Annotated in this window: 24 protein-coding genes; 14 read left to right on the top strand and 10 right to left on the bottom strand. The window is 68.2% G+C overall.

From position 1 onward, the window contains the following. The first annotated feature begins 11 nt into the window (after nucleotides 1-11). From ACO2Q1_RS01470 to ACO2Q1_RS01460, 3 genes are read left to right on the top strand one after another with little or no spacing between them, the layout of a single operon-like run. Nucleotides 12-278, top strand: coding sequence for a DUF4160 domain-containing protein (locus tag ACO2Q1_RS01470; RefSeq protein WP_423327767.1), 267 nt, complete (start codon nucleotides 12-14; stop codon nucleotides 276-278). Beyond that, entirely contained in the window at nucleotides 271-552 is a 282-nt protein-coding gene (locus tag ACO2Q1_RS01465) for a DUF2442 domain-containing protein (protein WP_423327766.1), read from the top strand. The genes ACO2Q1_RS01470 and ACO2Q1_RS01465 overlap by 8 nt, the downstream gene beginning before the upstream one ends. After that, the gene (locus ACO2Q1_RS01460) at nucleotides 549-842 is read left to right on the top strand and encodes a hypothetical protein (RefSeq protein ID WP_423327765.1); all 294 of its coding nucleotides are present in this window, start codon (nucleotides 549-551) and stop codon (nucleotides 840-842) included. The genes ACO2Q1_RS01465 and ACO2Q1_RS01460 overlap by 4 nt, the downstream gene beginning before the upstream one ends. Here ACO2Q1_RS01460 and ACO2Q1_RS01455 read toward each other — a convergent pair whose 3' ends face one another. The 7 genes from ACO2Q1_RS01455 to ACO2Q1_RS01425 form a co-directional block, all read right to left on the bottom strand. Further along, nucleotides 843-2255 (bottom strand): NAD(P)(+) transhydrogenase (Re/Si-specific) subunit beta, encoded by a 1413-nt coding sequence (locus ACO2Q1_RS01455; protein ID WP_423327764.1) that lies wholly within the window; start codon nucleotides 2253-2255, stop codon nucleotides 843-845. Between the two features lie 20 nt (nucleotides 2256-2275). After that, complete coding sequence (locus ACO2Q1_RS01450; RefSeq protein WP_423327763.1) at nucleotides 2276-2572, bottom strand: hypothetical protein; 297 nt, start codon at nucleotides 2570-2572, stop codon at nucleotides 2276-2278. Further along, a complete protein-coding gene (locus ACO2Q1_RS01445; RefSeq protein WP_423327762.1) occupies nucleotides 2572-2913 on the bottom strand; it encodes an NAD(P) transhydrogenase subunit alpha in 342 nt (113 codons plus the stop codon). Before ACO2Q1_RS01445 ends, ACO2Q1_RS01450 begins: the two co-directional genes overlap by 1 nt. Then, nucleotides 2913-4046 carry a Re/Si-specific NAD(P)(+) transhydrogenase subunit alpha gene (locus tag ACO2Q1_RS01440; RefSeq protein WP_423327761.1) on the bottom strand — a complete coding sequence of 378 codons (1134 nt, stop codon included), beginning with the start codon at nucleotides 4044-4046 and terminating at the stop codon, nucleotides 2913-2915. The genes ACO2Q1_RS01445 and ACO2Q1_RS01440 overlap by 1 nt, the downstream gene beginning before the upstream one ends. A gap of 164 nt (nucleotides 4047-4210) precedes the next feature. Then, nucleotides 4211-4456 carry an aa3-type cytochrome c oxidase subunit IV gene (locus ACO2Q1_RS01435; RefSeq protein WP_423327760.1) on the bottom strand — a complete coding sequence of 82 codons (246 nt, stop codon included), beginning with the start codon at nucleotides 4454-4456 and terminating at the stop codon, nucleotides 4211-4213. A 77-nt stretch (nucleotides 4457-4533) separates the two neighbouring features. Continuing rightward, nucleotides 4534-5886, bottom strand: a complete 1353-nt coding sequence (locus tag ACO2Q1_RS01430) for a serine hydrolase domain-containing protein (protein WP_423327759.1) — start codon at nucleotides 5884-5886, stop codon at nucleotides 4534-4536. Between the two features lie 41 nt (nucleotides 5887-5927). After that, entirely contained in the window at nucleotides 5928-7727 is a 1800-nt protein-coding gene (locus tag ACO2Q1_RS01425; RefSeq protein WP_423327758.1) for a M3 family oligoendopeptidase, read from the bottom strand. Between the two features lie 173 nt (nucleotides 7728-7900). Here ACO2Q1_RS01425 and ACO2Q1_RS01420 point away from each other — a divergent pair, with 173 nt between their 5' ends. Together ACO2Q1_RS01420 and ACO2Q1_RS01415 are read left to right on the top strand one after the other, a co-directional pair. Further along, entirely contained in the window at nucleotides 7901-9355 is a 1455-nt protein-coding gene (locus ACO2Q1_RS01420) for a sigma-54-dependent transcriptional regulator (protein WP_423327757.1), read from the top strand. A gap of 190 nt (nucleotides 9356-9545) precedes the next feature. Then, nucleotides 9546-12281, top strand: coding sequence for a TonB-dependent receptor (locus ACO2Q1_RS01415; RefSeq protein ID WP_423327756.1), 2736 nt, complete (start codon nucleotides 9546-9548; stop codon nucleotides 12279-12281). Between the two features lie 17 nt (nucleotides 12282-12298). Here ACO2Q1_RS01415 and ACO2Q1_RS01410 read toward each other — a convergent pair whose 3' ends face one another. The 3 genes from ACO2Q1_RS01410 to ykgO form a co-directional block, all read right to left on the bottom strand. Further along, the gene (locus ACO2Q1_RS01410) at nucleotides 12299-12628 is read right to left on the bottom strand and encodes a hypothetical protein (RefSeq protein ID WP_423327755.1); all 330 of its coding nucleotides are present in this window, start codon (nucleotides 12626-12628) and stop codon (nucleotides 12299-12301) included. A gap of 20 nt (nucleotides 12629-12648) precedes the next feature. After that, the gene (locus ACO2Q1_RS01405) at nucleotides 12649-12924 is read right to left on the bottom strand and encodes a DUF2312 domain-containing protein (RefSeq protein WP_423327754.1); all 276 of its coding nucleotides are present in this window, start codon (nucleotides 12922-12924) and stop codon (nucleotides 12649-12651) included. 202 nt (nucleotides 12925-13126) lie between these two features. After that, a complete protein-coding gene (gene ykgO, locus ACO2Q1_RS01400; RefSeq protein ID WP_008263184.1) occupies nucleotides 13127-13252 on the bottom strand; it encodes a type B 50S ribosomal protein L36 in 126 nt (41 codons plus the stop codon). Nucleotides 13253-13748: 496 nt separating this feature from the next. Here ykgO and ACO2Q1_RS01395 point away from each other — a divergent pair, with 496 nt between their 5' ends. The 9 genes from ACO2Q1_RS01395 to secD all read left to right on the top strand — a co-directional run bounded on the left by ACO2Q1_RS01395 (nucleotide 13749) and on the right by secD (nucleotide 23934). After that, entirely contained in the window at nucleotides 13749-15035 is a 1287-nt protein-coding gene (locus tag ACO2Q1_RS01395) for a lytic murein transglycosylase (protein ID WP_423327753.1), read from the top strand. 1002 nt (nucleotides 15036-16037) lie between these two features. Further along, a complete protein-coding gene (serS, locus tag ACO2Q1_RS01390) occupies nucleotides 16038-17492 on the top strand; it encodes a serine--tRNA ligase (RefSeq protein ID WP_423327752.1) in 1455 nt (484 codons plus the stop codon). Between the two features lie 162 nt (nucleotides 17493-17654). Beyond that, nucleotides 17655-18044, top strand: coding sequence for a hypothetical protein (locus tag ACO2Q1_RS01385; protein WP_423327751.1), 390 nt, complete (start codon nucleotides 17655-17657; stop codon nucleotides 18042-18044). Between the two features lie 215 nt (nucleotides 18045-18259). Beyond that, on the top strand, nucleotides 18260-19048 hold the full coding sequence (surE, locus tag ACO2Q1_RS01380) for a 5'/3'-nucleotidase SurE (RefSeq protein WP_423327750.1): 789 nt from the start codon (nucleotides 18260-18262) through the stop codon (nucleotides 19046-19048). Nucleotides 19049-19199: 151 nt separating this feature from the next. After that, nucleotides 19200-19844: a protein-L-isoaspartate(D-aspartate) O-methyltransferase gene (locus ACO2Q1_RS01375; RefSeq protein WP_423327749.1), complete on the top strand. Its 645-nt coding sequence runs from the start codon at nucleotides 19200-19202 to the stop codon at nucleotides 19842-19844. Nucleotides 19845-19887: 43 nt separating this feature from the next. After that, nucleotides 19888-20670, top strand: a complete 783-nt coding sequence (locus tag ACO2Q1_RS01370) for an OmpA family protein (RefSeq protein WP_423327748.1) — start codon at nucleotides 19888-19890, stop codon at nucleotides 20668-20670. Between the two features lie 79 nt (nucleotides 20671-20749). After that, a complete protein-coding gene (locus ACO2Q1_RS01365) occupies nucleotides 20750-21826 on the top strand; it encodes a peptidoglycan DD-metalloendopeptidase family protein (protein ID WP_423327747.1) in 1077 nt (358 codons plus the stop codon). Between the two features lie 118 nt (nucleotides 21827-21944). Continuing rightward, on the top strand, nucleotides 21945-22256 hold the full coding sequence (gene yajC / locus ACO2Q1_RS01360) for a preprotein translocase subunit YajC (protein WP_423327746.1): 312 nt from the start codon (nucleotides 21945-21947) through the stop codon (nucleotides 22254-22256). A 37-nt stretch (nucleotides 22257-22293) separates the two neighbouring features. Further along, entirely contained in the window at nucleotides 22294-23934 is a 1641-nt protein-coding gene (gene secD, locus ACO2Q1_RS01355) for a protein translocase subunit SecD (protein ID WP_423327745.1), read from the top strand. The last annotated feature ends 3 nt before the right edge of the window (nucleotides 23935-23937 follow it).

Here is a 23937-nt window from a genome sequence, read left to right as displayed (position 1 = left end):
AGGTGGACGACGTGCCCATCATTTCGATCTTCTTCGGGATCGTGATCCGCATCAACTTCTTCGATCACGCGCCGCCACATCTTCACGCCGCCTATGGCGACGACGAGGCGTTGTTCGACCTTCGGACGGGCAAGGTCATCGCCGGACACCTGCCGCGACGCGAAACCCGCTATGTGGTAGAATGGCTCGTTCAGCACCGCGCCGAGCTGCTGAGAAACTGGGATCTGGCCGTGTCGGGACAGCCGACATTCAAAATCGAGGGCCTGAACGATGACTGAGATCAAGCTGGTCCGGGCCACCCGCGTTCGCGCCCTGCCTGACCATCGCCTAGAGATCGTTTTCGACGACGGAAACATGGGCGTCGCCGACCTCGGCGACTTCGTCAACCTCGGCCCGATGACGGCGCCCCTGCGCGACCCCACCTATTTCGCGCGCGTCTTCATCGAAATGGGCGTCCCGACCTGGCCCAACGGCTGCGATATCGACCCTATCTATCAGCACATGCTGATGCGGGAAGCGGGGACGCTGCGGCCGATGAGTGAAGCGGCTTGAGCAAATCATACAACGGCGGATCGGCGCTCGGTTTCGGCGGAAAGGGTTCTCTCGAATTCCCTCCAAAACTCGGCAGGGCGCCGTCGGAATTTCGCGGCCGCGCTCATATCGAAGCGCAGATTCTAGCCGAGACGAAGCTGATCTACTCGATTGTCGCAACCCCTGACGATTGGGCTAGTCGCGACGCCATGAGCCGCTATTTGCAAAAAGTCATGGCCGACGGCAGACCAGACGATAGTCAACGTGCCGAAAGAATTCTGGCTTTATGGCACAGGCTCGATCAACTGTAATCACAACCCCTTCACAATCCCCTCGACCATCTTCTTGGCGTCGGCGAACAGCATCATGGTGTTGTCGCGAAAGAACAGTTCGTTCTCGACCCCGGCGTATCCCGCCGCCATGCCGCGCTTGATGAACAGGACGGTGCCGGCCTTTTCCACGTCCAGGATGGGCATGCCGAAGATCGGGCTGGCGGGGTCGGTCTTGGCGGCCGGATTGGTGACGTCATTGGCGCCGATGACGAAGGCCACGTCGGCGGAACTGAATTCCGAGTTGATGTCCTCCAGTTCGAACACCTCGTCATACGGCACGTTGGCCTCGGCCAGCAGGACGTTCATGTGGCCCGGCATGCGGCCGGCGACGGGGTGGATGGCGTATTTCACCTCGACCCCCTCCTCCTTCAGCTTGTCGGCCATTTCGCGCAGGGCGTGCTGGGCCTGGGCCACCGCCATGCCGTAGCCTGGCACGATGATGACCTTGGAGGCGTTTTTCATGATGAAGGCGGCGTCGTCGGCCGAGCCCTGTTTCACCGGCCGCGTCTCGACCCGTCCCTCGCCGGCCGGGCCGCTGTCGCCGCCGAACCCGCCCAGGATGACGCTGATGAAGCTGCGGTTCATGCCCTTGCACATGATGTAGCTCAGGATGGCGCCTGACGACCCGACCAGGGCCCCGGTGATGATCAGGGCGATGTTCTCCAGGGTGAAGCCCAGGGCCGCCGCTGCCCAGCCGGAATAGGAGTTCAGCATCGACACCACGACCGGCATGTCGGCCCCGCCGATGGGAATGATCAGGGTCGCGCCGAGGATCAGGCTGATGGCGAAAATGCCCCAGAAGGCCCAGATGGCCGTGCCGCCAGAGCCGATCATCACCCCGATCAGCAGCACCAGGGCCAGGGCCAGGCCGATGTTGATCAGGTGGCGCGCCGGCAGGATGATCGGCGCCCCCGACATCCGTCCGTCCAGCTTGGCGAAGGCGATCACCGACCCGGTGAAGGTGATGGCCCCGATGGCGAGGCCGAGGCTCAGCTCGATGATCGACACCACCTTGATCCCGGCGCCCTCGGCGATGCCGAACGACGCCGGCGCATAGACCGCGCCCACCGCCACCAGACAGGCGGCCAGACCGACCAGGCTGTGGAACGCCGCGACCAGCTGCGGCATGTCGGTCATCTTGACCCGCCCGGCGATGATCGCCCCCGCCCCGCCGCCGACGACCACCCCGCCCAGGATCAGGGCGGCGGTCAGCAGGTCCGTCGCGCCCGAGGTCCACAGCGTCAGCAGGGTCACGCCCACGGCCACGGCCATGCCGATCATGCCCAGGGTGTTTCCGCGTCGGCTGGTCTCGGGGCTGGAAAGCCCTCTCAGCGACAGGATGAACAGGACGCCGGCGATCAGATAGGCCAGAGCTGCGAAGGAGGCGTTCATTCTTTAAGTCTCCAACCGGCTCAGGTTCCGGGCCGGCAGGTGCGTGACAGCCGCCACAGGGCGGCGAGGATGAAGAGGGGCGACAGAATGGCCAGGGCCCAGTCGATGGCGGTCATCGACCGCTCCTGCACCGCGATGCGAAGCAGGGTGGCCGCGAAGACGATCACCACGCCGCAGTCGGAAAACCGCAGGCGCTGGATCGCGTCCTTCTCGCCGAACCAGGACCACAGCCACATGGCCAGACCCAGCCCCGTCGCAGCCCACGACAGCAGGCGGACGATGGCGACGGCGTCCCAGTCTCCGGCCAGTTCGGGCATCAGGCGGAACCGCCGTGGGCGGGCCTGGCCGCCGCCGGACGTTCCTTCTTCTTGTACATGGCCAACATGCGCCGCGTGACCATGAAGCCGCCGAAGATGTTGACGCTGGCCAGGGTCACGGCCGCCACGCCCGCCCCCTTGGCGACCCAGCCGCCGGAGCCCGAGGTCGCCGCCGCCGCGGCGATCAGCCCGCCGACGATGATGACGCTGGACACCGCATTGGTCACCGCCATCAGCGGCGTGTGCAGCGCCGGCGTCACCGACCAGACCACATAGTAGCCGACGAAGATGGCGAGAACGAAAATCGCCAGACGAAAGACGGTGGGATCAACGTGTTCCATCAGCCCTTCACTCCTTCATGCACCACGGCCCCGCCGCTGGTGACCACGGCCGCCTTCAGGATTTCATCCTCAAGGTCCACCGTCACCGCCCCGTCCTTGAGGATCAGGTCGAGGAAGGCGACCAGGTTCTTGGCATAGAGGCTGGACGCGTCCGCCGCGATCCGGCCCGGCAGGTTGGCGATGCCGACGATGGAGACGCCGTTCGGCGTCACGACCGTCTCGCCGACCTTGGCCCCCTCGACGTTTCCGCCCGCCTCGACGGCGAGGTCGATCAGCACCGAGCCCGGCTTCATCGTCGCCACCTGTTCGGCCGTGACCAGAACCGGCGCCGCGCGGCCGGGGATCAGGGCGGTGGTGATGACGATGTCCTGCTTCTTGATGTGCTCGCCGGTCAGGACCGCCTGTTTGGCCTGATATTCAGGCGACATCGGCTTGGCGTAGCCGCCCGCCGTCTGGGCGTTCTTGAACTCCTCGTCCTCGACGGCGAGGAATTTGGCGCCGAGCGACTCGACCTGTTCCTTGGTCGCGGGCCGCACGTCGGTGGCGGTCACCACCGCGCCCAGACGCCGCGCCGTGGCGATGGCCTGAAGCCCGGCGACGCCCACGCCCATGACGAAGACCTTGGCCGGGGCCACCGTGCCCGCCGCCGTCATCATCATCGGGAAGCCGCGCCCATAGGCCGCCGCCGCCTCGATCACCGCGCGATAGCCGGCCAGGTTGGCCTGCGACGACAGGGCGTCCATCACTTGTGCCCGGGTGATCCGGGGCACGAACTCCATGGCGAAGGCGGTGACATTGGCGCCGGCCAGAGCCGTGACCGTGTCCTTCTCCCGATAGGCGTCCAGCAGGGCCACGACCACGGCGCCGGGCTTCAGGGCGCTGATCTCCTGCGCCGTTGGGCCCCGCACCTTGAGCAGCACATCGGCCCCCTCCAGCACGGCGCGGGTGTCCGGCTTCACCACGGCGCCGGCGGCGGCGTAGTCGGCATCGGGAAACGACGATCCAGCCCCCGTCCCGGCCTCGACCGAGACGGAACAGCCCAGGCCGACCAGCTTCTTCGCCGTTTCCGGAGTCAGGGCGCAGCGCGTCTCGCCTTCACGGCGCTCGCGCGTCACGGCGATCGCGACAGCCAATCTCGTCTCCCAGGATGTTCGTTCTTGGGGAGAGGTTAGGCAGGAAAGGATTGGCGCGTCAAAGCGCGAATTGCCGGGTTTCCGACAATTCGCATTCGCGGTTTCGGGAACGACGGAAAGAGCCGTGCTGAAAACGGCCCCTCAGCGGTCGGTTACGCTGGAACTCAGTGTCCGCCGCCGGACCGCAGGAAGGCGAACCCCGCCGCGAAAACGATCACGCCGGTGATGAGACCGGCCAGGAAGCCGGCCGGGGTGCAGAACCACACCGTCAGGAACGTCAGGGCCGCCGCGACCGCCAGCGAACCGTATTTGGCCAGGACCATGAACAGGGCCCAGGTCGAGGACTGTTCGCCGATCGTCATCTCGCCGCGCGTGTAATCGTGGGAATCGGCGTGGTGCGGGTCGGCCATGGTCGGGCATCCGTGAGAGAGTCGTTGCACCGCCTCTTATCGCCGCCGCCCCGAATGCTCAAGGCTTGGGCCGGCCGTCAGGCGGCTGGAGGCTCCAGCGTGGCCAGAATCTCGCGGGTGAAGGCGGCGATGTCGAATCCGCGACCGGCCGGATCCTCGCCGCGCCGGACGATGACGACCCGACGGCTGGGCACGATGACCACATACTGCCCCCGATTGCCGAAGGCGGCGAAGGCGTCGCCGGGCACGCCCTCGGATTGGTTCATCAGCCAGAAGGTCGCGCCGTATCCGAACGCTCCCGTCGGCGGCTGAGGTCCGCTGGGCGCCGTGACCCGCGCACGCCAGTCCTCGGGCAGCAGGCGCTCGCCTTCCCACACGCCGTCCTGCACATACAACTGGCCGAACCGCGCCAGATCGCGCGCCGTGGTCCAGACCTGCGATGACAGGACATAGTTCCCACGCCAGTCCGTCTCGGCGAACGTGCGCGTCATGCCCAGGCGGTCGAACAGCTCGTGCGGCGGGTGGGCCGCGAACCCTGGCGCGACGGCCATGACCGCCAGCAGGGTGTCGTTGTTGGCGTACCGAAACCGGCTCATCGGCGGCGCGATCAGCGGCCAGCCCGGCGCCTGCTCATCCACCGTCGTGCCGCCGAAATACAGGGCGTCGGTGCGATTCCCCGCCGTGTCGCTGGTCAGGCCCGAGGCCATTCGCATCAGGGCGTCGACCGTGATTTGTGCGCGCGGGTCGCCCGGCGCCTGCCAGTTTGCGATGGCGGCCGGAGCATCGGGATCGATCTCGCCGCGCTGCACGGCCGCGCCGATGATCGTGCCCGCCAGGCTCTTGGCCACCGACCACGTCCGCTGCGGCGTGTTGGGACCGAAGCCGTCGGCGTATTTCTCGGCGACGACGGCGCCGTCCTGCAGCACCACGACGCCGGTTGTCACGCCTTGGCCAAATCCGCCGAAGGCCCGCGCGACCCCGGCGTCCAACGCCGCCCGATCTCCGCGCACTGCCGCCTGCGGTAGGTCGGGCGCGGACGTCCGGCGCGCCACCCGCCGCATCTCCCGCATGCCGCCGACGAAGCCGATCGGCTGAATGGCGCACCCCTGTCCGGGCGTGAACTGGGCGACGCGGGCCGGCATGTCCGCGTCCCACCCGACCGAGACCTCGCCGTCGCCGATCTCGGCCTTCATGTCGCCGATCAGGGGCTGGAGCTCTGGATATATCCCGACCAACTCATGCGATTCGACGCTCTCCGGCGTGCGTGCCGCTCCGGCCTGCTCGGCGGTGAACAGGGCGCTGCACATCGTCAGGGCCTTGTAGCCTGCCGCCAAGGCACGGTGGGTCGGCGAGGCCGGAGATTGCGCGAAGCCGGGTGCGGAGATGAGCAGGCCTGCCGCCAGGGCGGCGATCTTCAGCGTGGGTTTCATGCCGCCACAGTCGATGGCGGGGCCGCGACCGTCAACCGATCTCAGACCAGGGCTTCGAACTGGTCGATCAAGCGTTCCAGGCGACCGCAGCCGATGGTCCAGAAGGCGGGATCGCGCGGGTTCAGGCCGAACGGCGCCAGGGCCTCGACATAGGTGCGCGTCCCTCCCCCGGCCAGCAACTCGCGATACAGCGGCGTGAAGGCCTCCGGATCCTTGGCCCGCGTCTCCATCAGGGCCGCGACCAGCAGGTCCCCGAACGCATAGGCGTAGACGTAGAAGGGCGAGTGGACGAAGTGGCTGACATAGCTCCACCAGTGTTCATAGCCGGGGTTCAGCGTCACGGCCGGCCCCAGGCTGTCGCCCATCTCCTCCAGCCAGATCTGGCCGATGCGCTCGACCGACACCTCGCCTTTCAGACGCTCGTCATGGAACCGGGTCTCGAAGCGATGGAAGGCGATCTGACGCACCACGGTGTTCAGCCCGTCCTCGATCCGTCCGGCCAGCAGGGCCTTGCGGTCCGCCGTCGACGCCTCCGCCAGCAGCCGGTCGAAGGTCAGCCCCTCCGCGAAGATCGACGCCGTCTCGGCCAGGGTCAGCGGCGTGTCGGCCAGCAGGGTCCCGCGATCCGCCGCCAGGGTCTGGTGCACCCCGTGCCCCAGTTCGTGCGCCAGGGTCAGGACGTCACGCCGTTCACCCATCCAGTTCAGGAAGACGTAGGGGTGCCGGTTCGCGGTCACCGGGTGGGCATAGGCCCCGGACTGCTTGCCCGGCCGCGCCGCGCCGTCGATCCAGGGATTGTCGAAGAACAACCTGGCGCGATCCGAGAACTCCGCGCCCAGGTCCGAAAAGCTGTCTAGGACGATCTCGCGTCCTTCCTTCCAGTCGAACGTTCGGGGACGGGCCGCCGTCAAAGGGGCGTTGCGATCCCAGTGGTTCAGCGTCTTCAGCCCCATGATCCGGGCTTTCAGCGCATAGTACCGATGCGACAGGCGCGGATAGGCGGCCGCGACCGCCTCGGCCATGGCGTCGACGGCGTCTCCATCAACCTCATTGGCCAGGTGGCGGCCGTCGGCCGGGCGCTTGAACTTGCGCCATCGGTCTTCCAGGGCCTTGTCGGCGGCGACCGTATTCAGCACCAGCGCCAGGGTGGAAGCCCGCTCGCCCAGGGCCTCCGACAGGCCCTCGGCCGCCGCCTTGCGCCGCGCCGCCTTGGGATCGGACAGACGGTTCAACGCCTCGGCGAGGGTCAGGCTCTCCTTGCCGGCCTTGGCTCGCAGCGCCGCCAACGTTTCATCGAACAGGCGCGGCCATTGGGCGGCGATCGGCCCATGCTCCGCCAGGAAGGTCTCCAGTTCCTGCGATAGCTCATGCGGCTTCATGGCCCGCACGCGACGCAGCCACGGCCGCCACTTCGCCGCGCCCTTGTCGGCCGCCAGCGCCGCCTCGATCTCATCGTCCTCGAGGGCGTTGATCTCCAGCGTCAGCCAGACCGTGGGGGTCGAGACCGCCGTCAGCTTTTCACGAATGTCCGCCTCGAAGCCGTTGGCCGCCGCGTCATCGCGCGCCGTCGACGCCGCCAGGAAGGCGAATGCGCCCAAGCCGCCGAGCGCCTCGGTCGCCTGCTCATACAGGCCGATCGCCTGGTCCAGCCGTTCGCCCAGCAGGCCGGGATTTGCCCGCGCCGTGATCAGTTGACCCTGCAACGCGCCGAGTTCCGACACAGCGCGCCGACCCCGCTCCAGATCGGTCTCCACAGCCGCATCGTCGCGCGAGAGATAGAGGTCGGAAAGGTCCCAAAGCGGAGCTTCGGTCGGTTCGGGCGATTTGAAGGGCGCGTTCATGCCGCTGTTGTGGGGACGCCTGCGACGCGGTGCAAGCGAGGGACGCCGTTAACTCGCCGCATACCACGCCGCCCAACCCGATCTTCACCGTCGCGATCGTAGAACCGTCCCGAAACGAGCCAGTCCCGCTTGCGTGCGGATGCTGTGTCAGGACGAAACGAAGGGGCCTTCCCATGGCAAAGACCATTCTGGTGGTCGATGACGATCCGACCCAGCGTCGCCTGGTTCAGGCGGTGCTGGAGCGTGAAGGCTTCGCCGTGGTTCACGCCGAATCCGGCGACGAGGCGCTCAAGCGGATGCAGGGCGGCGGCGGCGCCGATCTGATCCTGCTGGACATGGTCATGCCGGGCCTGACGGGTATGGAGACCCTGGCCGAACTGCGCGCGGGCGGCGACACGACGCCGGTCATCGTCCTGACCGCCAATGGCGGCATCGAAACCGTGGTCAAGGCGATGCAGGCCGGGGCCCAGGACTTCTTCATCAAGCCCGTCGGGCCGGAACGCCTGCTGGTCGGCGTGGAGAACGCCCTTCAGGTCACCCGCCTGACGGCCGAGGTGGGCAGGCTGAAAAAGCACGTCGCCGGCCGCACCACCTTTGACGACCTGATCGGCGACAGCCCGGCCATGCGGACGGTCAAGAGCTTCGGCGCCCGCGCAGCCAAGTCGAACATTCCCGTCCTGATCACCGGCGAAAGCGGCGTCGGCAAGGAAGTGATCGCGCGCGCCCTGCACGGCGCCAGCGACCGGGCCGGAAAGCCCTTCGTCGCGGTCAACTGCGGCGCCCTGCCTGCCAATCTGGTCGAGTCGATCCTGTTCGGCCACGAAAAGGGGGCCTTCACCGGCGCCGTCGAGAAGACCTTGGGCAAGTTCCGCGAAGCCGAAGGCGGCACCCTGTTCCTAGACGAGATCGGCGAGTTGCCGCTGGACATGCAGGTCAAGCTGCTGCGCGCCCTTCAAGAAAGCGAGATTGATCCGGTGGGCGCCAAACGCCCGGTGAAGGTCGACGTCCGTATCGTCTCGGCGACCAATCGCGATCCTGCCCAGCAGGTCAGGGAAGGCGCCTTCCGCGAAGACCTGTTCTATCGCCTGAACGTCTTTCCGATCGAGGCACCGTCCCTGCGTGATCGGCGCGAGGACATCCCCGCCCTGGTCGATCACTTCATCACGCGCTTCAACGCCGAGGAAGGGCGACGCGTCATGGGCGCCTCGCCCGAGACACTTGCCCTGCTGACCACCCATGACTGGCCCGGGAACGTGCGCCAGTTGGAAAACGCCGTCTATCGCGCCCTGGTCCTGGCCGACGCGCCGTGGCTTCAGCCGCATGACTTCCCGGCCATCTCGGGGATCGCCGCGCCTCTGCCCAGCGACGCGCCGGCCACCGCTCAAGCGGAGATCTCATCGGCTGTGCCCGCGATCGACAGCCCCGTTCGCATCCTCGACGACCTGGGCCATCTGCGAACGCTGGAAGACATCGAGCGCGACCTGATCCAGCACGCCATCGACGTCTACGCCGGACACATGTCCGAGATCGCCCGTCGCCTCGGGATCGGTCGATCGACCCTGTATCGCAAGGTCCGCGAGCAGGGCCTGGACGCGATCCTTCCGCCTGACGCCCAGGCGGTCGGCTGAAAGTGTCGTTTTCCGGCAACATCTCGCCGCACTGACGGCAACATGTCCGAACTGTAACCTGAACGCCCGACGGAGGCCGCGTCTTCACGCGTTATAGCCCCCGACGTACGGAATCAGGGCGCGCCGAGCACCCGGCGCAGCGTTCCGTCTGTCCAACTCTTGTGTTTCAGACGTCCAGGACGACCCCAGTATGACTATTGCCGCCGTTATTCTTTATGCGCTCGCCTCAGGCAATGCGTCGACGGTCGATCCCGCTGTCCTGCCCGGTGCGGCGCAGCCGCCGGTCGCCCAACAGACCACTCCGGCGACGCCGACGCCCCAGACCCAGCCCGACCCTGATCAGGACGTTCCCACCGGGGTCGCTTCCGCCGACGCCTATGATCTGGGCACCCTGACCGTCACGGCCGCCAAGCCGCGCGGCAGCGTTCAGGGGGACATCCCGCCTGACATCGTTCTCGATACCGAACAGCTCAAGGCCTATGGCGCATCCAACATCGCCGAACTGCTGACCGCCATCGAACCCCTGACCCGCTCGAGCCGCGGCCGCTCCGACGCCGGCCCGGTGGTGCTGCTCAACGGCCGCCGCACCACGGGCTTCCAGGAAATTCGCGGCATCCCGTTCGAGGCCATCGAACGCACCGAAATCCTCCCCGAAGAAGTCGCCCTGACCTACGGCTACAGCGCCGACCAGCGGGTGGTGAACATCGTCCTGCGCGACACTTTCCGCCAGGGATCGGTGGCGATCCAGACCCGCGGCCCGGCCCAGGGCGGGCGTCTGACCAGCGAGATCGACGGCAACTTCTTCCGCATCCAGGGCGCCGACCGGTGGAACCTGGATCTGGAATACGAGCGCGCAGACGCCTTGTTCGAATCCGACCGCGATATCGTGCGCGACCCGGGTAGCCAGCCGTTCGACCTGACCGGCAACCTGCGCGGTGTTCCCAACGGCGCCGAGATCGATCCGGCGCTGTCGGCGCTTGTCGGTTCGCCGGTGACGGCGGCGGCCCTTCCCGTCGGCGTCACCTCCCCGACCCTGGCTGACCTCGCGGCCGGCGCGGGCCAAACCCGGACCGGAAACCTCGGCGATTACCGCACCCTGCTGCCTCGCACCGAGAGTTCGCAGATGCGCGCCTCGGTCGCCCGCGACCTCAATTCGAGCACCCAGGGCACCCTGAGCCTCAGCCTTGAGGACAGTTCGAGCCAGAGCCTGCTCGGCCTTCCCGGACTGACCCTGACGGTGCCGGGTTCGAATCCCTTTTCGCCCCTGACGAATGACGCCCTGCTGTATCGCTACGTCGACGCACCGGATGTCATGACGCGCGACAGCGACAGCCTGACCGCCAATCTGGGCCTGATGCTCAACGGCTTCCTGGGTGACTGGCGCTGGACGTTCAACGGGTCCTACGACCGCGCGGAGAGTGACTCGACGACCGGTCGCGGCTTCAACGCCTCCGCCTGGCAGGCGGACATCAACGCCGGCGCCAATCCGTTCGGCGACATTCCTCTGAACCGCCTGACCGCCTTGCAGGACACGTCCAAGTCGGTGTCCAGCGGCGGCACGGCCGAGGTGATCCTGAGCGGTCGTCCCGTGACGCTCCCGGCCGGCGGGATCCAGACCACCCTCAAGGCGGGCTTCGACACGCGTTCGCTGGAATCGGAAAGCGTCCGTTCCGGCGTGTTCAACTCCGGCGACCTTTCTCGCGATCGCGGCTATGTCACCGGCAATTTCAGCCTGCCCATCGCCAACCGCAGCCGTGAGGTCCTGACGGCCCTGGGCGACCTGTCGGTCAACGTCAACGCCGGCTACGAGGAACTGTCCGACTTCGGTGGGCTGACCACCTTCGGCGCGGGCGTGAACTGGTCCCCCATCGAGATGCTGGGCCTGAACGCCAGCTACACCAACGAGCAGGGCGCCCCAACGGTGGCGCAGTTGAACAATCCGGTCGTCACCACGCCGAACGTGGCGGTCTACGACTTCGTGACCGGCGACACCGTCAACATCACCCAGATCAGCGGGGGCAACCGCAACCTCGAATCCGACAACCGCGAGGTCCTGAAGGTTGGGTTCAACCTGCGTCCGCTCAGCAGCCAGGACCTGTCGATCAGCTCCAACTACACCTGGAGCCGGACCGAGGACGACATCGTCTCCTTCCCGACGATCACCCCCGATCTCGAGGCCGCCCTGCCGGAGCGGTTCACCCGTGACGCGGCCGGCAATCTGGTCTCGATCGACGCCCGCCCGCTGAACTACGAGCGGTCGGAACGCCAGGACCTGCGCACCGGCTTCAACTTCTCAATGCCGTGGGGCAAGCCGAACGCCCAGGCGGCGGCCGGACGCGGTCCTGGCGGCGGCGGCCCTGTCATGATCATGGGCGGGCCGCCTCCGGGCGGCGGCGGCCAGTTCCGTGGCGGGGGCGGCCGGGGTCGCGGGCCGCAGATGCAGCCGGGCCAGGGGCGCTTCAACGTCTCGGTCTATCACACCTATCGGTTCCAGGATGAGATCGTCATTCGCGACGGCCTGCCGATCATCGATCAGCTTAACGGCGGATCGACCAGCGCGCGCGGCGTGTCCCGACAGGAGATTCAGCTGCAGGCAGGCGTGTTCCGCAACGGCTTCGGCGGCTTCATGAACGCCAACTGGCGCGAAGGCACCCGGATCAACGGGGCCACCTCGGCTCAGGACATCAGTTTCGGTGACCAGACGACCGTCAATCTGAACGTCTTCATGGACCTCAACGCCCGCACCTCCTGGGTCGAGAAATTCCCGATCCTGAAAGGCGCCCGTGTCAATCTCGGCGTCGAGAACCTGTTCGACAGCCGCGTCGACGTGCGCAGTTCGGGCGATCTGCCGCTGAACTATCAGCCGGACTTCCTGGACCCCCAGGGTCGGGTCGTCCGCATCAGCCTGCGCAAGATCCTGTTCTGATCGGTCGGGGCCGGCGGTCAGTCTTCGGGCGGCTTCCGGCCCCAACGGCCTTTCGGGGTTTCTCCCTTCGCCTTCCTGGCGATCTCCTTCAGCTTGCGACCCTGCATGGCCGACAGGGCCTGGCCCGGCGCGCCCAGCTCCGGGTCGCCGAACGCCCGGCCGTGGGTCTTCACGCGCTCGCTGACCGAATCGAGAAATTCGCCTTCCCACTCGGACAAGGAAACGCCCGCCTGCTCGGCCGAGCGGCGGGCGCGTTTCAGGGCGTTCAGGGCGGCGCGCTGGCTGGCCTTGCGCTCGGCCTCGAACGGGCTCGGCGGGGACCGTTTGATCCCCCCGCCGCCGCCCATTGGGGCCTTTCGCTTCAGGATCAGACCTCGCCGAGGGCCGACAGGTAGAGGTCGAGGATCGCCTCTTCCTCCTGACGCTTGGCCTTGTCCTGCTTGCGGATGCGGATGACCTTGCGCAGGGTCTTGACGTCATAGCCCTCGCCCTTGGCCTCGGCGAAGACCTCCTTCATGTCGGCCATGACGGCCTGCTTGTCCTCCTCGAGGCGTTCCAGGCGCTCGATGATGGTGCGCAGGCGGCCCTGGGCCGTGGCGTTCAGAACGTCGGGCGAGGCATCGAAGGCGGCGTCATCGGGCATAATTCTAGTTCCTTCGGAATGCGCTATCGCTCGGCTCGCGGAGCCTCGCTGCCACAGCGCATCCAACTTCAATCAGGGGGCGGACGCTAACCATACGCGCGGCCGCGTCTCAATCCCGAACACGAAAAAGGCCACGGACGAAGCCCGTAGCCTGTGGATCGTCCAGCGCGACCGGCGGGGCCGGTCGCGGCGGGAAGCGCAATCAGCCCTGCTTGGCCTTGAAGCGCGGGTCGGTCTTGTTGATCACGAAGACCACGCCCTTGCGGCGCACGACCTTGCAGTCGCGGTGACGGGTCTTGAGCGACTTGAGCGAGCTACGGACCTTCATGGTCGGGCGTCCTGAGGCAAATCAAAATAAAAGAGCCGCGGGTCGAGCCTGCGGCGGAGCGGTGCCTATAGAGAGTCGGCGGGCGATCGTCAACCTGAGAACGAAGGCCAGACCCGCCCCGAAGGGACGCCCGCCCGCGCTCAAGCCGCGAAGCGCCGCGCGCTGAGCATAGCGCGTCGCGCAGCGACCGAAGAAAAGGATCACGCTCAAGTCGTGAGCGACCGCGTCGCGAACATAGCGCGTCGCGCAGCGGCCCAGAATGAAATGATGGAGGCCTGGCCTCCGAGTTGAACGGAGGGTCTTCGGACTTGCGGGTCCGACGCGTCGCCCCTCCGCCACCAGGCCGTCTCAGAGAGCCCCGCGGTGTTAGCGGGCGCGCCTTACCCGGCTGCGAACGAAATCGGTTAGCGCGACGTTGACCCTCCTGCAGCAGGATGGCGACGCCTTCCCGGTCTTGTGATTGCCCCTTCCCGCTCCAGCCCCCTAAACCCATTCCATGCGTTTCGATCATCGCCTGCTGCTGTTCGTCCTCGTCTCGGCCTGCGCCCCCATGCTGCCCGAGCCGCCGATGCCGGTGACGCCGGCGCCCCAGCCCGCCGCGCCGCCCGCGCCGGTCCCGATCCCGCAGCCGCGCCCGCAACCGGCGCCCCCGCCCGCCGCCGCCCTGCCCGACCAGCCCGGCTTCGAGGGCTGGAAACAGGGCTTCCTGGCGCGGCACGGCGGCTCCCGGCGCGCCTATTACGACCAGCTTCTGTCCGGCCTGACGCCGGATCCCGACGTGGTGCGTCTGGACGGGTCCCAGCCGGAGTTCAGCCGCCCGGCCGGCGACTATGTGAAATCCGCCACCTCCGCCGCCCGCATCGCCGAGGGACGCCGCCGCACCGACGCCGTGCCCTGGTCCGTGACCCAGAGGTTCGGCGTGCCGACCGAGATCCTGGTGGGCATCTGGGCCCAGGAATCCAGCTTCGGGCGCATCCAGGGAACCAAGGACGTGATCCGGTCCCTGGCGACCCTGGCCTATGACGGACGCCGTCGCGACTGGGCCGAGGGCCAGTTGAAGCACGCCCTGGACATCGTCATCGACGGCCGCCGCGACCGCGCCGGACTGGTCGGCAGCTGGGCCGGGGCCATGGGCCAGACCCAGTTCATGCCGGACAACTATCTGCGTCTCGGGATCGATCAGGACGGCGACGGCCGGGTCGACATCTGGGGTTCGGACGCCGACGCCCTGGCCTCGGCCGCCAATCTGCTGGCCCAGGCCGGCTGGAAGCGCGGCCAGCGCTGGGGATATGAGGTCCGCCTGCCGCAGGGCTTCGACTACGCCGAGGCCGAGGGCCCGCGCCATCCCTGGTCGTTCTGGGCGCGACGCGGCGTGACCCTGGCGGGCGGCGGCGCGCCGACTCAGGCCGAGGCGGCCGAGGACGGCGTCATCCTGCTGCCCCAGGGCGCGCGCGGCCCCGCCTTCCTGGCCCTGCCCAACCACTATGTCATCCGCCGCTACAACAACTCGGTCAGCTACGCCCTGGCCATCGGCCTGATCGCCGACGGGGTGGAGGGACGGCCCGGACTGGTCGCGACCTGGCCCAACGACGCCCCGCTGTCGCGCGACCAGCGGATCGGCGCCCAGGCCGCCCTGAACCGGATGGGCTATGACACCGGCGGCGTCGATGGCGTGATCGGCGCCAACACCCGCGCCGCCCTGCGCCACTGGCAGGCCGCCAACGGCCGGCTGGCCGACGGCTATCTGACGGCCGCCCTGGCGGACGAACTGATGCGTCGATAGGGGTGCCTTCTCCCGCCACCTCCCGGAGCGCCCGCTTTCCCGTCACCCTCGGCCCTGTGCCGAGGGCCCACGCCTCTGCGCGTTCGGACGGGCGACAGCCTGCGGCACCGGTCATCAGCGCGTGCGACGGCCGGAATGGGCCCTCGGGACAAGCCCGAGGGTGACGGAATTTGGGCATGCGTCGTCGGCTTCACGGCGGGGGCCTGAAGGGTGCGGGAGGGGCGGAGCGCCGGGCCTCGCCCGGTCTGTGGATTTGGGTATTACCGCGTTCGACGAAGGTCCGATGTCGGGCGAAATCTGAGACGGGGCCGAGGCCCCGCCCGATTTCGCCTGAGCTCGCTCCGCGCGAGGCCTGGACGGGAGGAGCGACGGGGGGCGCTGATTGGCGCCGGCGTCGAATAGCCCCCCGGCGGGCGGGTCGGCCGGCGCGGCCGATCCCCGGAACGGTCGGGATTTCAACTCCGACCCAACCTCGGCTCCGAAAAGGTTCCCCTCCGCGGTCGAGGCGGCGGAGCCCGTGTGAACAGACCCCGCCCCCGCTGTCTCGCCTCCACCGCCCGCAGGTCGCCGGCCGACGGCCCTCCCGTGCGGTGAAGCAGGGGTATTATGGACGAGGTTCCACCTGCGCCCGGAAGCGGGCTGCAAGTTTCGGGGAAAGGTGAGGGATTACAGCGAATCCGGGTGTTGAAGTGTGACGGATGACCGCCCTCTGCCAGACCTCTCCCTCTCCCGGTTGGGAGAGGGATTGAGCGCACGGCGGCGCAGCCGTCGTCCTGGCGCTCAAGGGTGAGGGGACGGACGGTGGAGTCGGCGTGAGCCGTGTCACGGGCGGTGCGACGGCTTCGCCGACGGCCAGACAGTCCCCTCATCCGGCCCTGCGGGCCACCTTCTCCCAAGCGGGAGAAGGACCTGTGGCGGCACTTGCGTCACCCTCACATTGCCCAGTGGGCGTGGGGAGGTTAAGGCTCCGGCCTTTCTGAACGCCTGCTCAAGACCGGTCCCATGCACGACATCAAAGCCATTCGCGAGAACCCCGCCGCCTATGTGGCCGGGTGGTCGTCGCGCGGGGTCGAGGGGGCGCAAGAACTGGTCGATCAGCTGCTGACGCTGGACGGCGAACTGCGTGCGGCGCAGACGGCGGGGCAGGAGGCGTTGGCCAAGCGCAACGCCGCGTCCAAGCTGATCGGCGCGGCCATGGCGAAGAAGGACATGGCCGAGGCCGACCGGCTGAAGGCCGAGGTCGAGACGCTGAAGGGCGACATCGCCGGGTTCGAGGCGGTCGAGCGCGACAAGGGCGCCGCCCTGCGCGACCTGCTGGCGGCGCAGAAGAACCTGGCCGCCGCAGACGTGCCGGAGGGCGAGGACGAGACCCAGAACGTCGAGCAATACCGCTGGGCCTCCGACCGGGCCGGGGCGCCGAAGCCGGACAACGCCGGCCCGTCCAAGGACCACGCCGATCTGGGCGAGGCCCTGGACCTGCTGGACTTCGAGGCGGCGGCGAAGATGTCGGGCGCCCGGTTCGCGGTGCTGAAGGGCCATCTGGCCCGACTGGAACGCGCCGTCGGCCAGTTCATGCTGGACATGCAGACAGACCAGCACGGCTATCTGGAGGTGAACCCGCCTTATCTCGTCAAGGACGAGGCGATGTTCGGCACTGGGCAGTTGCCGAAGTTCTTTGAAGACCTCTTTGAAGCGCAGCGCGGCGATTTGATGAAATCCGACATCGACAAGGATTTCCAGATCATCGCCGGCGCAGTTCTCGATCTAGCGGACCGCGAAGGCATCGAGCACGCTCGGGCTTACTATGGCCGTGACTCAGAGCGGTTCGAGTTGGTCCACAATTCGGATCGCCGCTGGCTCATCCCCACCGCCGAGGTCTCGCTGACCAACCTCGTGCGCGAGCAGATCCTGCCGGAGGATGAGCTGGCCACGCCGATGCGTCTGACCGCCCTGACGCCCTGTTTCCGGGCCGAGGCGGGGTCGGCGGGGCGGGATACGCGCGGCCTGATCCGCCAGCACCAGTTCCACAAGGTCGAGATGGTCTCCATCACCCGGCCGGAGGATTCGGCCGCCGAGCACGAGCGGATGACCGAATGCGCCGAGGCGGTGCTGAAGGCGCTGGAGCTGCCCTATCGCAAGGTGCTGCTGTGCAAGGGCGACATGGGCTTTTCGGCGACGCGGACCTATGACCTGGAGGTCTGGCTGCCGAGCCAGAACACCTATCGCGAGATCAGCTCCTGCTCCAACTGCGGCGACTTCCAGGCCCGGCGCATGGATGCGCGGTTCAAGCGGGCGGGGGAGAAGAAGACCGAGTTCGTCCACACATTGAACGGCTCGGGCCTGGCCGTCGGTCGCACGGTTGTCGCGATCATGGAGAACTATCAGCGCGAGGACGGCACGATTGCCGTTCCCGAAGCGTTGAAGCCCTATATGGGCGGGATCGAGAGCGTGGGTTGACCGTCCTTCTCCCCTCCGGGGGAGAAGGTGGCACGTCGGGCCGGATGAGGGGGATGTCCGAACCTCCCGCTCATATCGATATCCGGTCCGACAGCCCCCTCATCCGTCTCGCTGCGCGAGCCACCTTCTCCCCCGAGGGGAGAAGGAAAAAGGAGTAGACCGATGAAGTTGATTTCGACCCTCGCTGTTTCCGCCGCCCTGCTGGCCGGATGCGGCACCATTCCGGAAACCCAGGCGACGCCGGGGTTCGACGCCTCGGCGACGACCTTCACCGGATGGGTGCGGGTGTCGCAGGGCGAGTTCCAGCTGGCCTCGGAGCAGCGCGAGCTGCGCAACCGGCTGATGCGGCCGTGCGTGTCCGGCGCCCTGCCGCGCAATCTGCAGGACACGGCGGGCGACCTGCAGGGGGCGCAGGTGCAGATCACCGGCCGGGCCGTGCCCTGGGCCTCGCGCGGGGAGCGTCAGGTGATCAGCCATGAGGGCAGCGTGATCTCCAACCAGTGCCGCTCCGACTACGTGATCCTGGCGACGTCGGTGCGTCGGATCGGGTGATCTTCGGAAAGACGCTGACCTGAAGGTCCGTCACCCTCGGGCCTGTCCCGAGGGCCCATCCCGATCCGTCCCGGTGACGACGGCCAGTGACAGGCGTCGATCGACGTCTGGCGGCCCGGCGCGCTGCGGCCATGGGCCCTCGGGACAGGCCCGAGGGTGACGGAATTCATTTACGCCGCTTGAGCCTCGTCGTCGGCTGGGGGACAAGGTGCGCCATGCGAATCCTCCTGACGAATGACGACGGCGTCGACGCCGAGGGGCTGGCCGCGCTGGAGCGGATCGCGCGGGCGCTGTCGGACGACGTGTGGACCGTGGCGCCGCAGGAGGAGCAGTCGGGCAAGGGACGGGGAATCACCTTGACCGAGCCGCTGCGGGTGAACCGGCTGGGCGAGCGGAAGTTCGCCGTGACCGGGACGCCGACCGACTGCGTGGTGCTGGCGTTCAACGGCCTGTTGCCGGGCAAGCCGGACCTGGTGTTGTCGGGGGTGAACCGGGGCCACAATGTCGGGGAGGACTGCTCCTATTCCGGGACGGTCGGCGGCGCCTTGCAGGGCATGGCGTTCGGGGTGCGGTCGATCGCCCTGAGCCAGAGCCTGGAGCGGTTCCACGACGAGGTGACGGCCCACTGGGAGACGGCCGAGACCTATGCGCCGCCGATCATCAGCCGCCTGCTGGCCCAGACCTGGGAGCCGGGCGTGATCATGAACCTGAACTTCCCCGCCCGCCCGCCCGAGGAGGTGACCGAGGTCGAGGTCACCACCCAGGGCTTCCGCAAGGTGGGCGAGATGCATGCGGTGCGGCGCACCGACATGCGGGGCCGCGACTATTACTGGATGGCGTTCCGGGGCGAGAAGCAGGACCATGCGCCGGGCACGGACCTGCGGGCCATGGACGAGGGCCGGATCTCGGTCACGCCGCTGCATATCGACCTGACGCACATGAGCAGCGTCCATGAGCTGAAGAAGGTGCTGGGCGGGGCGCCGCCGAAGGCGGTGGCGGGGTGACGTCGAGGCTTTCATTCCTCCCCCGCCGGGGGAGGGGCAGCGCGCAGCGGTGGAGGGGGCCGACAGCGGACGCCGGGTCTGCCGCGAGCCCCCTCCGTCTCGGCGCGAAGGCGCGCCGCGCCACCTCCCCCAACGGGGGAGGAATGTTCGGATGAACCTGCGCGACGACCGGGCCGGGCGGTTGATCCTGTCGCTGCGTCAGCAGGGGGTGACGGACGCCCGCGTGCTGGGGGCGATGGAATCGATCGACCGCGCGGTCTTCGTGCACGAGAAGTTCCTGGATCAGGCGTGGGAGGATCAGGCCCTGCCGATCGACTGCGCCCAGACCATCAGCCAGCCGTTCATCGTCGGCCTGATGACCCAGGCCCTGTACGTGCAGCCGCGCCACCGGGTGCTGGAGATCGGCACCGGCAGCGGATACCAGTGCGCGGTGCTGAGCCGGCTGGCGCGCTATGTCTATTCGGTCGAGCGGTATCGCAGCCTGCTGGCCGAGGCCGAGGAGAAGTTGCGGCAGCTGGACATCGACAATGTCATCACCCGCCATTCCGACGGGGGTCTGGGCTGGCCGGAGCAGGCGCCGTTCGACCGGATCATGGTCACGGCGGCGTCGCCGGGCGAGCCGACCGAACTGCTGAAACAGCTGAAGCCGGGCGGGGTGCTGGTGGCGCCGGTGGGGCGGACCTCGGTGCAGATGCTGCATCGCTATGTCGGTCAGCCGGACGGCAGTTTCCGCCGCGAAAGCCTGTGCGAGGTGCGGTTCGTGCCCCTGGTCGAGGGGACGGCCAAGGAGGGGTGACGGGCGCAATTCCTCGCCGCATAGTCGCGCCGTGCGCAAGCTATTGATCCTGCCGATCGCCCTAGCGACCGTGACGGCCGGCGCGGCGCGCGCGCATCAGTGGACCGGCTATTTCGAGGCGAGACATTCGGACCTTTCCACGCAAGGGTTCAGGGCGGCAAGGGAAGCGGCTGACTACTGCCGCCTGAACCGCTGTCGCCGGGTCATCATCGACGCCCACGCGGACACCCTGGAGACCTCCCGCCCCGGCTTCCGCGAAGACCTGGAGCGCGGCCGCGCGATGATGTTGGAATTGGTGCGGCAAGGCGTGTCGCCCTCGCTCATCAGCATCCGCCGCCGCGGCTCATTTCAACTGGCGCGCGCCGCCGGCCCAAGGGCGGACGAACCCCTCAACCGCCGCGTCACCGTGGTCGTGGACACGCTTCCATCTCAAGACGGCGCTCCGCACTACGCTCGCATCGATCACTCCACGATGCCCCGGGTTTTCTTCCCGCCGGGCGACGCAGAAGTCCCGAAGGATTGGCGGTTTACACTCCAGCTGCTCGCGGCGCAGTGGCGTCCGGGCTGCTGGGTCACGCTTCGGGGCGGCGCCGACACCTCGGGTTCGACCGCAGCCAATCAACGCCTGAGCGAACGTCGCGCCGAGGGCGTCGGCCGCCTCCTCGTCCAGTATGGCGTGCCTTGGAGCGACCTGCGCCTGACCGGTTCCGGTGAGCGAATGCTGTCCCGCGCGACGGCGGATGAAGTGGCCGAGCCGCTCAATCGCGTGGTCGCTGCGGACATGCGGTGCAACCCCCCAGCCGTCGCTACAGGCAAGCATTCGTGACCATTCGGCGCTTGGCTTGGCCGGCGCGAAGGGGCACACGGTTCGCGTGGGGGGCGACTCGGGGACGGAGACAAGACCTATGGGCAAGGTGATCGGCGGTCGGGTGATCGGCGGCAAGGCGATCGGCGCCCTGGCGGCGACGGCGGCGATGTTCGGGCTGGCGGCCTGCGCCTCCTATCCCAGCGAGCCTCGATATTCGACGCGGGCCGATCCCGGCGCCTGGGTCGGCCCTCAGCCCGCCTATCCGCCCGCGCCGGGTGCGGCGCCCGGAACGCCCGCCCCGATCGAGGAGGCCCCGCCGCCGCGCACCGCGCCGATCGATTCCATCGAGGGCGGCGCCCTGCCGTCCGCCGGGTCGGGGGCGGGGGCGCCGAGACCGTCCGAAACGCAGGACACCTCGGGGCCCGCCCTGGTCCCCTCCCCGGCCGCCGGTGCCCTGGCCTATGTGGTGCAGCAGGGCGACACCCTGTCCGGCGTGGCGCGGCGGTTCCGCACGCCGGTGCGGACCCTGATCGAGCTGAACGGCCTGACCCCGGACGGGGGGGTGCGCGCCGGTCAGAGGGTGATCCTACCCGCCGGCGCCGTCGACATCGGCAGCGACCCCTACGCCACCGGTCCGGCGCCGACGGCCCTGCCGGCCAGCGCGGCCCCCGTGCGACCGGCGCCGGTCGTCCCGCCCCTGCCTGCGGCGCCTGTGACACGGCCCGCGCCCACTCCGGTGCAGCCGACCCCGGCGCAGCCGGCGGCTCCGGCGCCCGCTACAGGAGCCCTGGCGTTCCAATGGCCGTTGCGGGGCGAGGTCGTGCGCCGGTTCGGACCGGTGGCCCTGGGCGAGCGCAACAACGGCATCAACATCGCGGGCGCGGCGGGAGCGACGGTGGCCGCCTCGGCGACCGGCCGGGTGGCCTATGTCGGGGATTCTATTCCGGGCCATGGCCTGACGGTCATGGTGATCCATAGGGACGGCTATCGCACAGTCTACGCCCACCTCGGCTCGGCGAGTGTGGACGACGGCGACGATGTGCGGGCCGGACAGCCTATCGGCACGGTCGGCACAAGCGCTGGCGACGGTCGCCCCTCGGTGCATTTCGAGATCCGCAAGATGCAGGGCGACAATCCCCAGGCCATCGATCCGATGACGGTGTTGCCGCGATAGCGCGGTCGTTTCCCGCCGTCGCATTCGCCGCGTTGCAATCCGGGCGCCTCAGCCCTAGTTTCCGCGCCTTGTTTTCGACGGGCGCCCGACGCGGCTCGCCCATGCCGGGGAATTGAATATGCCTGCTGACGCCGGAACCATGGGACTGCTGATGCAGTTCGCGCCGTTCGTCCTGATCATCGTCCTGTTCTACTTCCTGCTGATCCGTCCGCAGCAGAAGGCCCAGAAGGCGCATGCCGCCAAGATCAATGCGGTGAAGCGCGGCGACGTGGTGGTGCTGTCGTCCGGCATGATCGGCAAGGTGACCCGCGTCGAGGAGGCCGAGGTCAACATCGAGATCGCACCCAGCGTCAATGTCCGCGTGGTCAAGACGATGATCGCCGACATCCGCAATCGCACGGCCATCGCCGCCAACGACGCCAAGGGCTGATCCCGGCGACGGGATCGTCCGCACCGGACCCTCAATCATGATTCAGCTGTCGCGCTGGAAAGTCATCGTCCTGGCCCTGTCGCTGGTGCTGGGACTGCTGTTCTCCTATCCGAACCTGCTTCCGGCCGAGACGCGGGCCAGCCTGCCCGGCTGGGTTCCGAAGAACGGCCTGAACCTGGGGCTGGACCTCCAGGGCGGGTCCTACCTGCTGCTGGAGGTCGACGTGCCGGCCATGCGCGAGAAGCGGGTCGACAATCTGGTTGAGGACGTGCGGGTGACGATGCGCGAGAGCCGCGTCAACCTGAACAGTCTCCAGCGTGAGCCGACGGGCGCCCTGCTGACCCTGTCCGACGCCTCGCAGCAGTCGGCGGCGTTCGAGGCCCTGCGTCAACTGGCGGGCGCACCGAACCAGCAGGGCATCCAGGAGCGGGTGGTCAGCCGCGTCGGCCAGAACCAGCTGCGCTTCGCCTTCAGCCAGCAGGCGCTGGACAATATGGGCGCCACCGCCGTGGACCAGTCGATCGAGGTGGTGCGCCGCCGGATCGACAGCCTGGGCACGCGCGAACCGTCCATCACCCGCCAGGGCGCCGATCGCATCGTGGTGCAGGCGCCGGGCGAGAGCGATCCGGCCCAGCTGGAGCGGGTCATCGGCCAGACGGCCCAGCTGACCTTCCAGATGGTCGATTCCGAGAACCTGAACGACGCGCTGCAAGGCCGCGTGCCGCCGGACGCCCAGCTGTATGTCGACGCCGACGGCGTGACCCCGATCCTGATCAAGAAGCGCATCCTGGTGTCGGGCGAGCAGCTGACGCGCGCCAATGTCGGGTCCGACCAGTCCGGCCGGCCGGCCATCGACTTCCGCTTCGACGGCGTCGGCGCCCGGCGCTTCGCCGAGGCCACCGCCCCCCAGAACCGGGGCAAGCGGTTCGCCATCATCCTGGACGGCCGGGTCATCTCCGCCCCGTCGATCAATGAACCCATCCCCAGCGGCAGCGGCCAGATCACCGGCGGCTTCACCATCCAGTCCGCCTCGGAAATGGTGAACCTGCTGAACGGCGGCGCCCTGCCCGCGCCACTGAAGGTCGAGGAACGCCGGGTCGTCACCGCCGAACTGGGCGCCGACGCGGTCAAGGCGGGCGCTGTGTCCACGGCCCTGGGTTTCGCCCTGATCGTGGTGTTCATGATCCTGTCCTATGGCCTGCTGTTCGGCGGCATCTCGGTTCTGGGCCTGATGCTGAACGGCCTGCTGATCATCGCGGCCATGTCCCTGACCCAGGCGACCCTGACCCTGCCCGGCATCGCCGGTCTGATCCTGACCTTCGCCGTGGCGGTGGACGCGAACGTGCTGATCTATGAGCGGATGCGCGACGAGGCCCGTCAGGGCCGCAGCGTGATCGCCAGCATGGACGCCGGCTTCAACAAGGCCATGGGCACGATCATCGACGCCAACCTGACCACCCTGGTGGCGGCGGGCATCATGTTCGCCTTCGGCGCCGGCCCGGTGCGCGGCTTCGCCTGGACCCTGACCATCGGCGTCTTCACCTCGATGTTCGCCTCGGTGATGACGGCCCAGGTGCTGCTGGCCTGGTGGCTGAAAGTCGCCAAACCCAAGACCCTGCCGATCGCCGATGAACCGGCGAGGGGCGCGAAGAACCCCGCTCCGGCGGCGGCGGAGTGACGA

The sequence above is a fragment of the Brevundimonas sp. VNH65 genome (assembly GCF_049445955.1).
Lineage (GTDB): Bacteria > Pseudomonadota > Alphaproteobacteria > Caulobacterales > Caulobacteraceae > Brevundimonas.
This window is presented reverse-complemented; position numbering and strand designations above follow the sequence as displayed.

Coding starts and splice junctions, on each gene's coding strand:
- ACO2Q1_RS01465 (WP_423327766.1), top strand. CDS start 271: ATGACTGAGATCAAGCTGGTCCGGGCCACCCGCGTTCGCGCCCTGCCT.
- ACO2Q1_RS01455 (WP_423327764.1), bottom strand. CDS start 2,255: ATGAACGCCTCCTTCGCAGCTCTGGCCTATCTGATCGCCGGCGTCCTG.
- ACO2Q1_RS01450 (WP_423327763.1), bottom strand. CDS start 2,572: ATGCCCGAACTGGCCGGAGACTGGGACGCCGTCGCCATCGTCCGCCTG.
- ACO2Q1_RS01445 (WP_423327762.1), bottom strand. CDS start 2,913: ATGGAACACGTTGATCCCACCGTCTTTCGTCTGGCGATTTTCGTTCTC.
- ACO2Q1_RS01435 (WP_423327760.1), bottom strand. CDS start 4,456: ATGGCCGACCCGCACCACGCCGATTCCCACGATTACACGCGCGGCGAG.
- ACO2Q1_RS01430 (WP_423327759.1), bottom strand. CDS start 5,886: ATGAAACCCACGCTGAAGATCGCCGCCCTGGCGGCAGGCCTGCTCATC.
- ACO2Q1_RS01425 (WP_423327758.1), bottom strand. CDS start 7,727: ATGAACGCGCCCTTCAAATCGCCCGAACCGACCGAAGCTCCGCTTTGG.
- ACO2Q1_RS01420 (WP_423327757.1), top strand. CDS start 7,901: ATGGCAAAGACCATTCTGGTGGTCGATGACGATCCGACCCAGCGTCGC.
- ACO2Q1_RS01415 (WP_423327756.1), top strand. CDS start 9,546: ATGACTATTGCCGCCGTTATTCTTTATGCGCTCGCCTCAGGCAATGCG.
- ACO2Q1_RS01410 (WP_423327755.1), bottom strand. CDS start 12,628: ATGGGCGGCGGCGGGGGGATCAAACGGTCCCCGCCGAGCCCGTTCGAG.
- ACO2Q1_RS01405 (WP_423327754.1), bottom strand. CDS start 12,924: ATGCCCGATGACGCCGCCTTCGATGCCTCGCCCGACGTTCTGAACGCC.
- ykgO (WP_008263184.1), bottom strand. CDS start 13,252: ATGAAGGTCCGTAGCTCGCTCAAGTCGCTCAAGACCCGTCACCGCGAC.
- ACO2Q1_RS01395 (WP_423327753.1), top strand. CDS start 13,749: ATGCGTTTCGATCATCGCCTGCTGCTGTTCGTCCTCGTCTCGGCCTGC.
- serS (WP_423327752.1), top strand. CDS start 16,038: ATGCACGACATCAAAGCCATTCGCGAGAACCCCGCCGCCTATGTGGCC.
- ACO2Q1_RS01385 (WP_423327751.1), top strand. CDS start 17,655: ATGAAGTTGATTTCGACCCTCGCTGTTTCCGCCGCCCTGCTGGCCGGA.
- surE (WP_423327750.1), top strand. CDS start 18,260: ATGCGAATCCTCCTGACGAATGACGACGGCGTCGACGCCGAGGGGCTG.
- ACO2Q1_RS01375 (WP_423327749.1), top strand. CDS start 19,200: ATGAACCTGCGCGACGACCGGGCCGGGCGGTTGATCCTGTCGCTGCGT.
- ACO2Q1_RS01365 (WP_423327747.1), top strand. CDS start 20,750: ATGGGCAAGGTGATCGGCGGTCGGGTGATCGGCGGCAAGGCGATCGGC.
- yajC (WP_423327746.1), top strand. CDS start 21,945: ATGCCTGCTGACGCCGGAACCATGGGACTGCTGATGCAGTTCGCGCCG.
- secD (WP_423327745.1), top strand. CDS start 22,294: ATGATTCAGCTGTCGCGCTGGAAAGTCATCGTCCTGGCCCTGTCGCTG.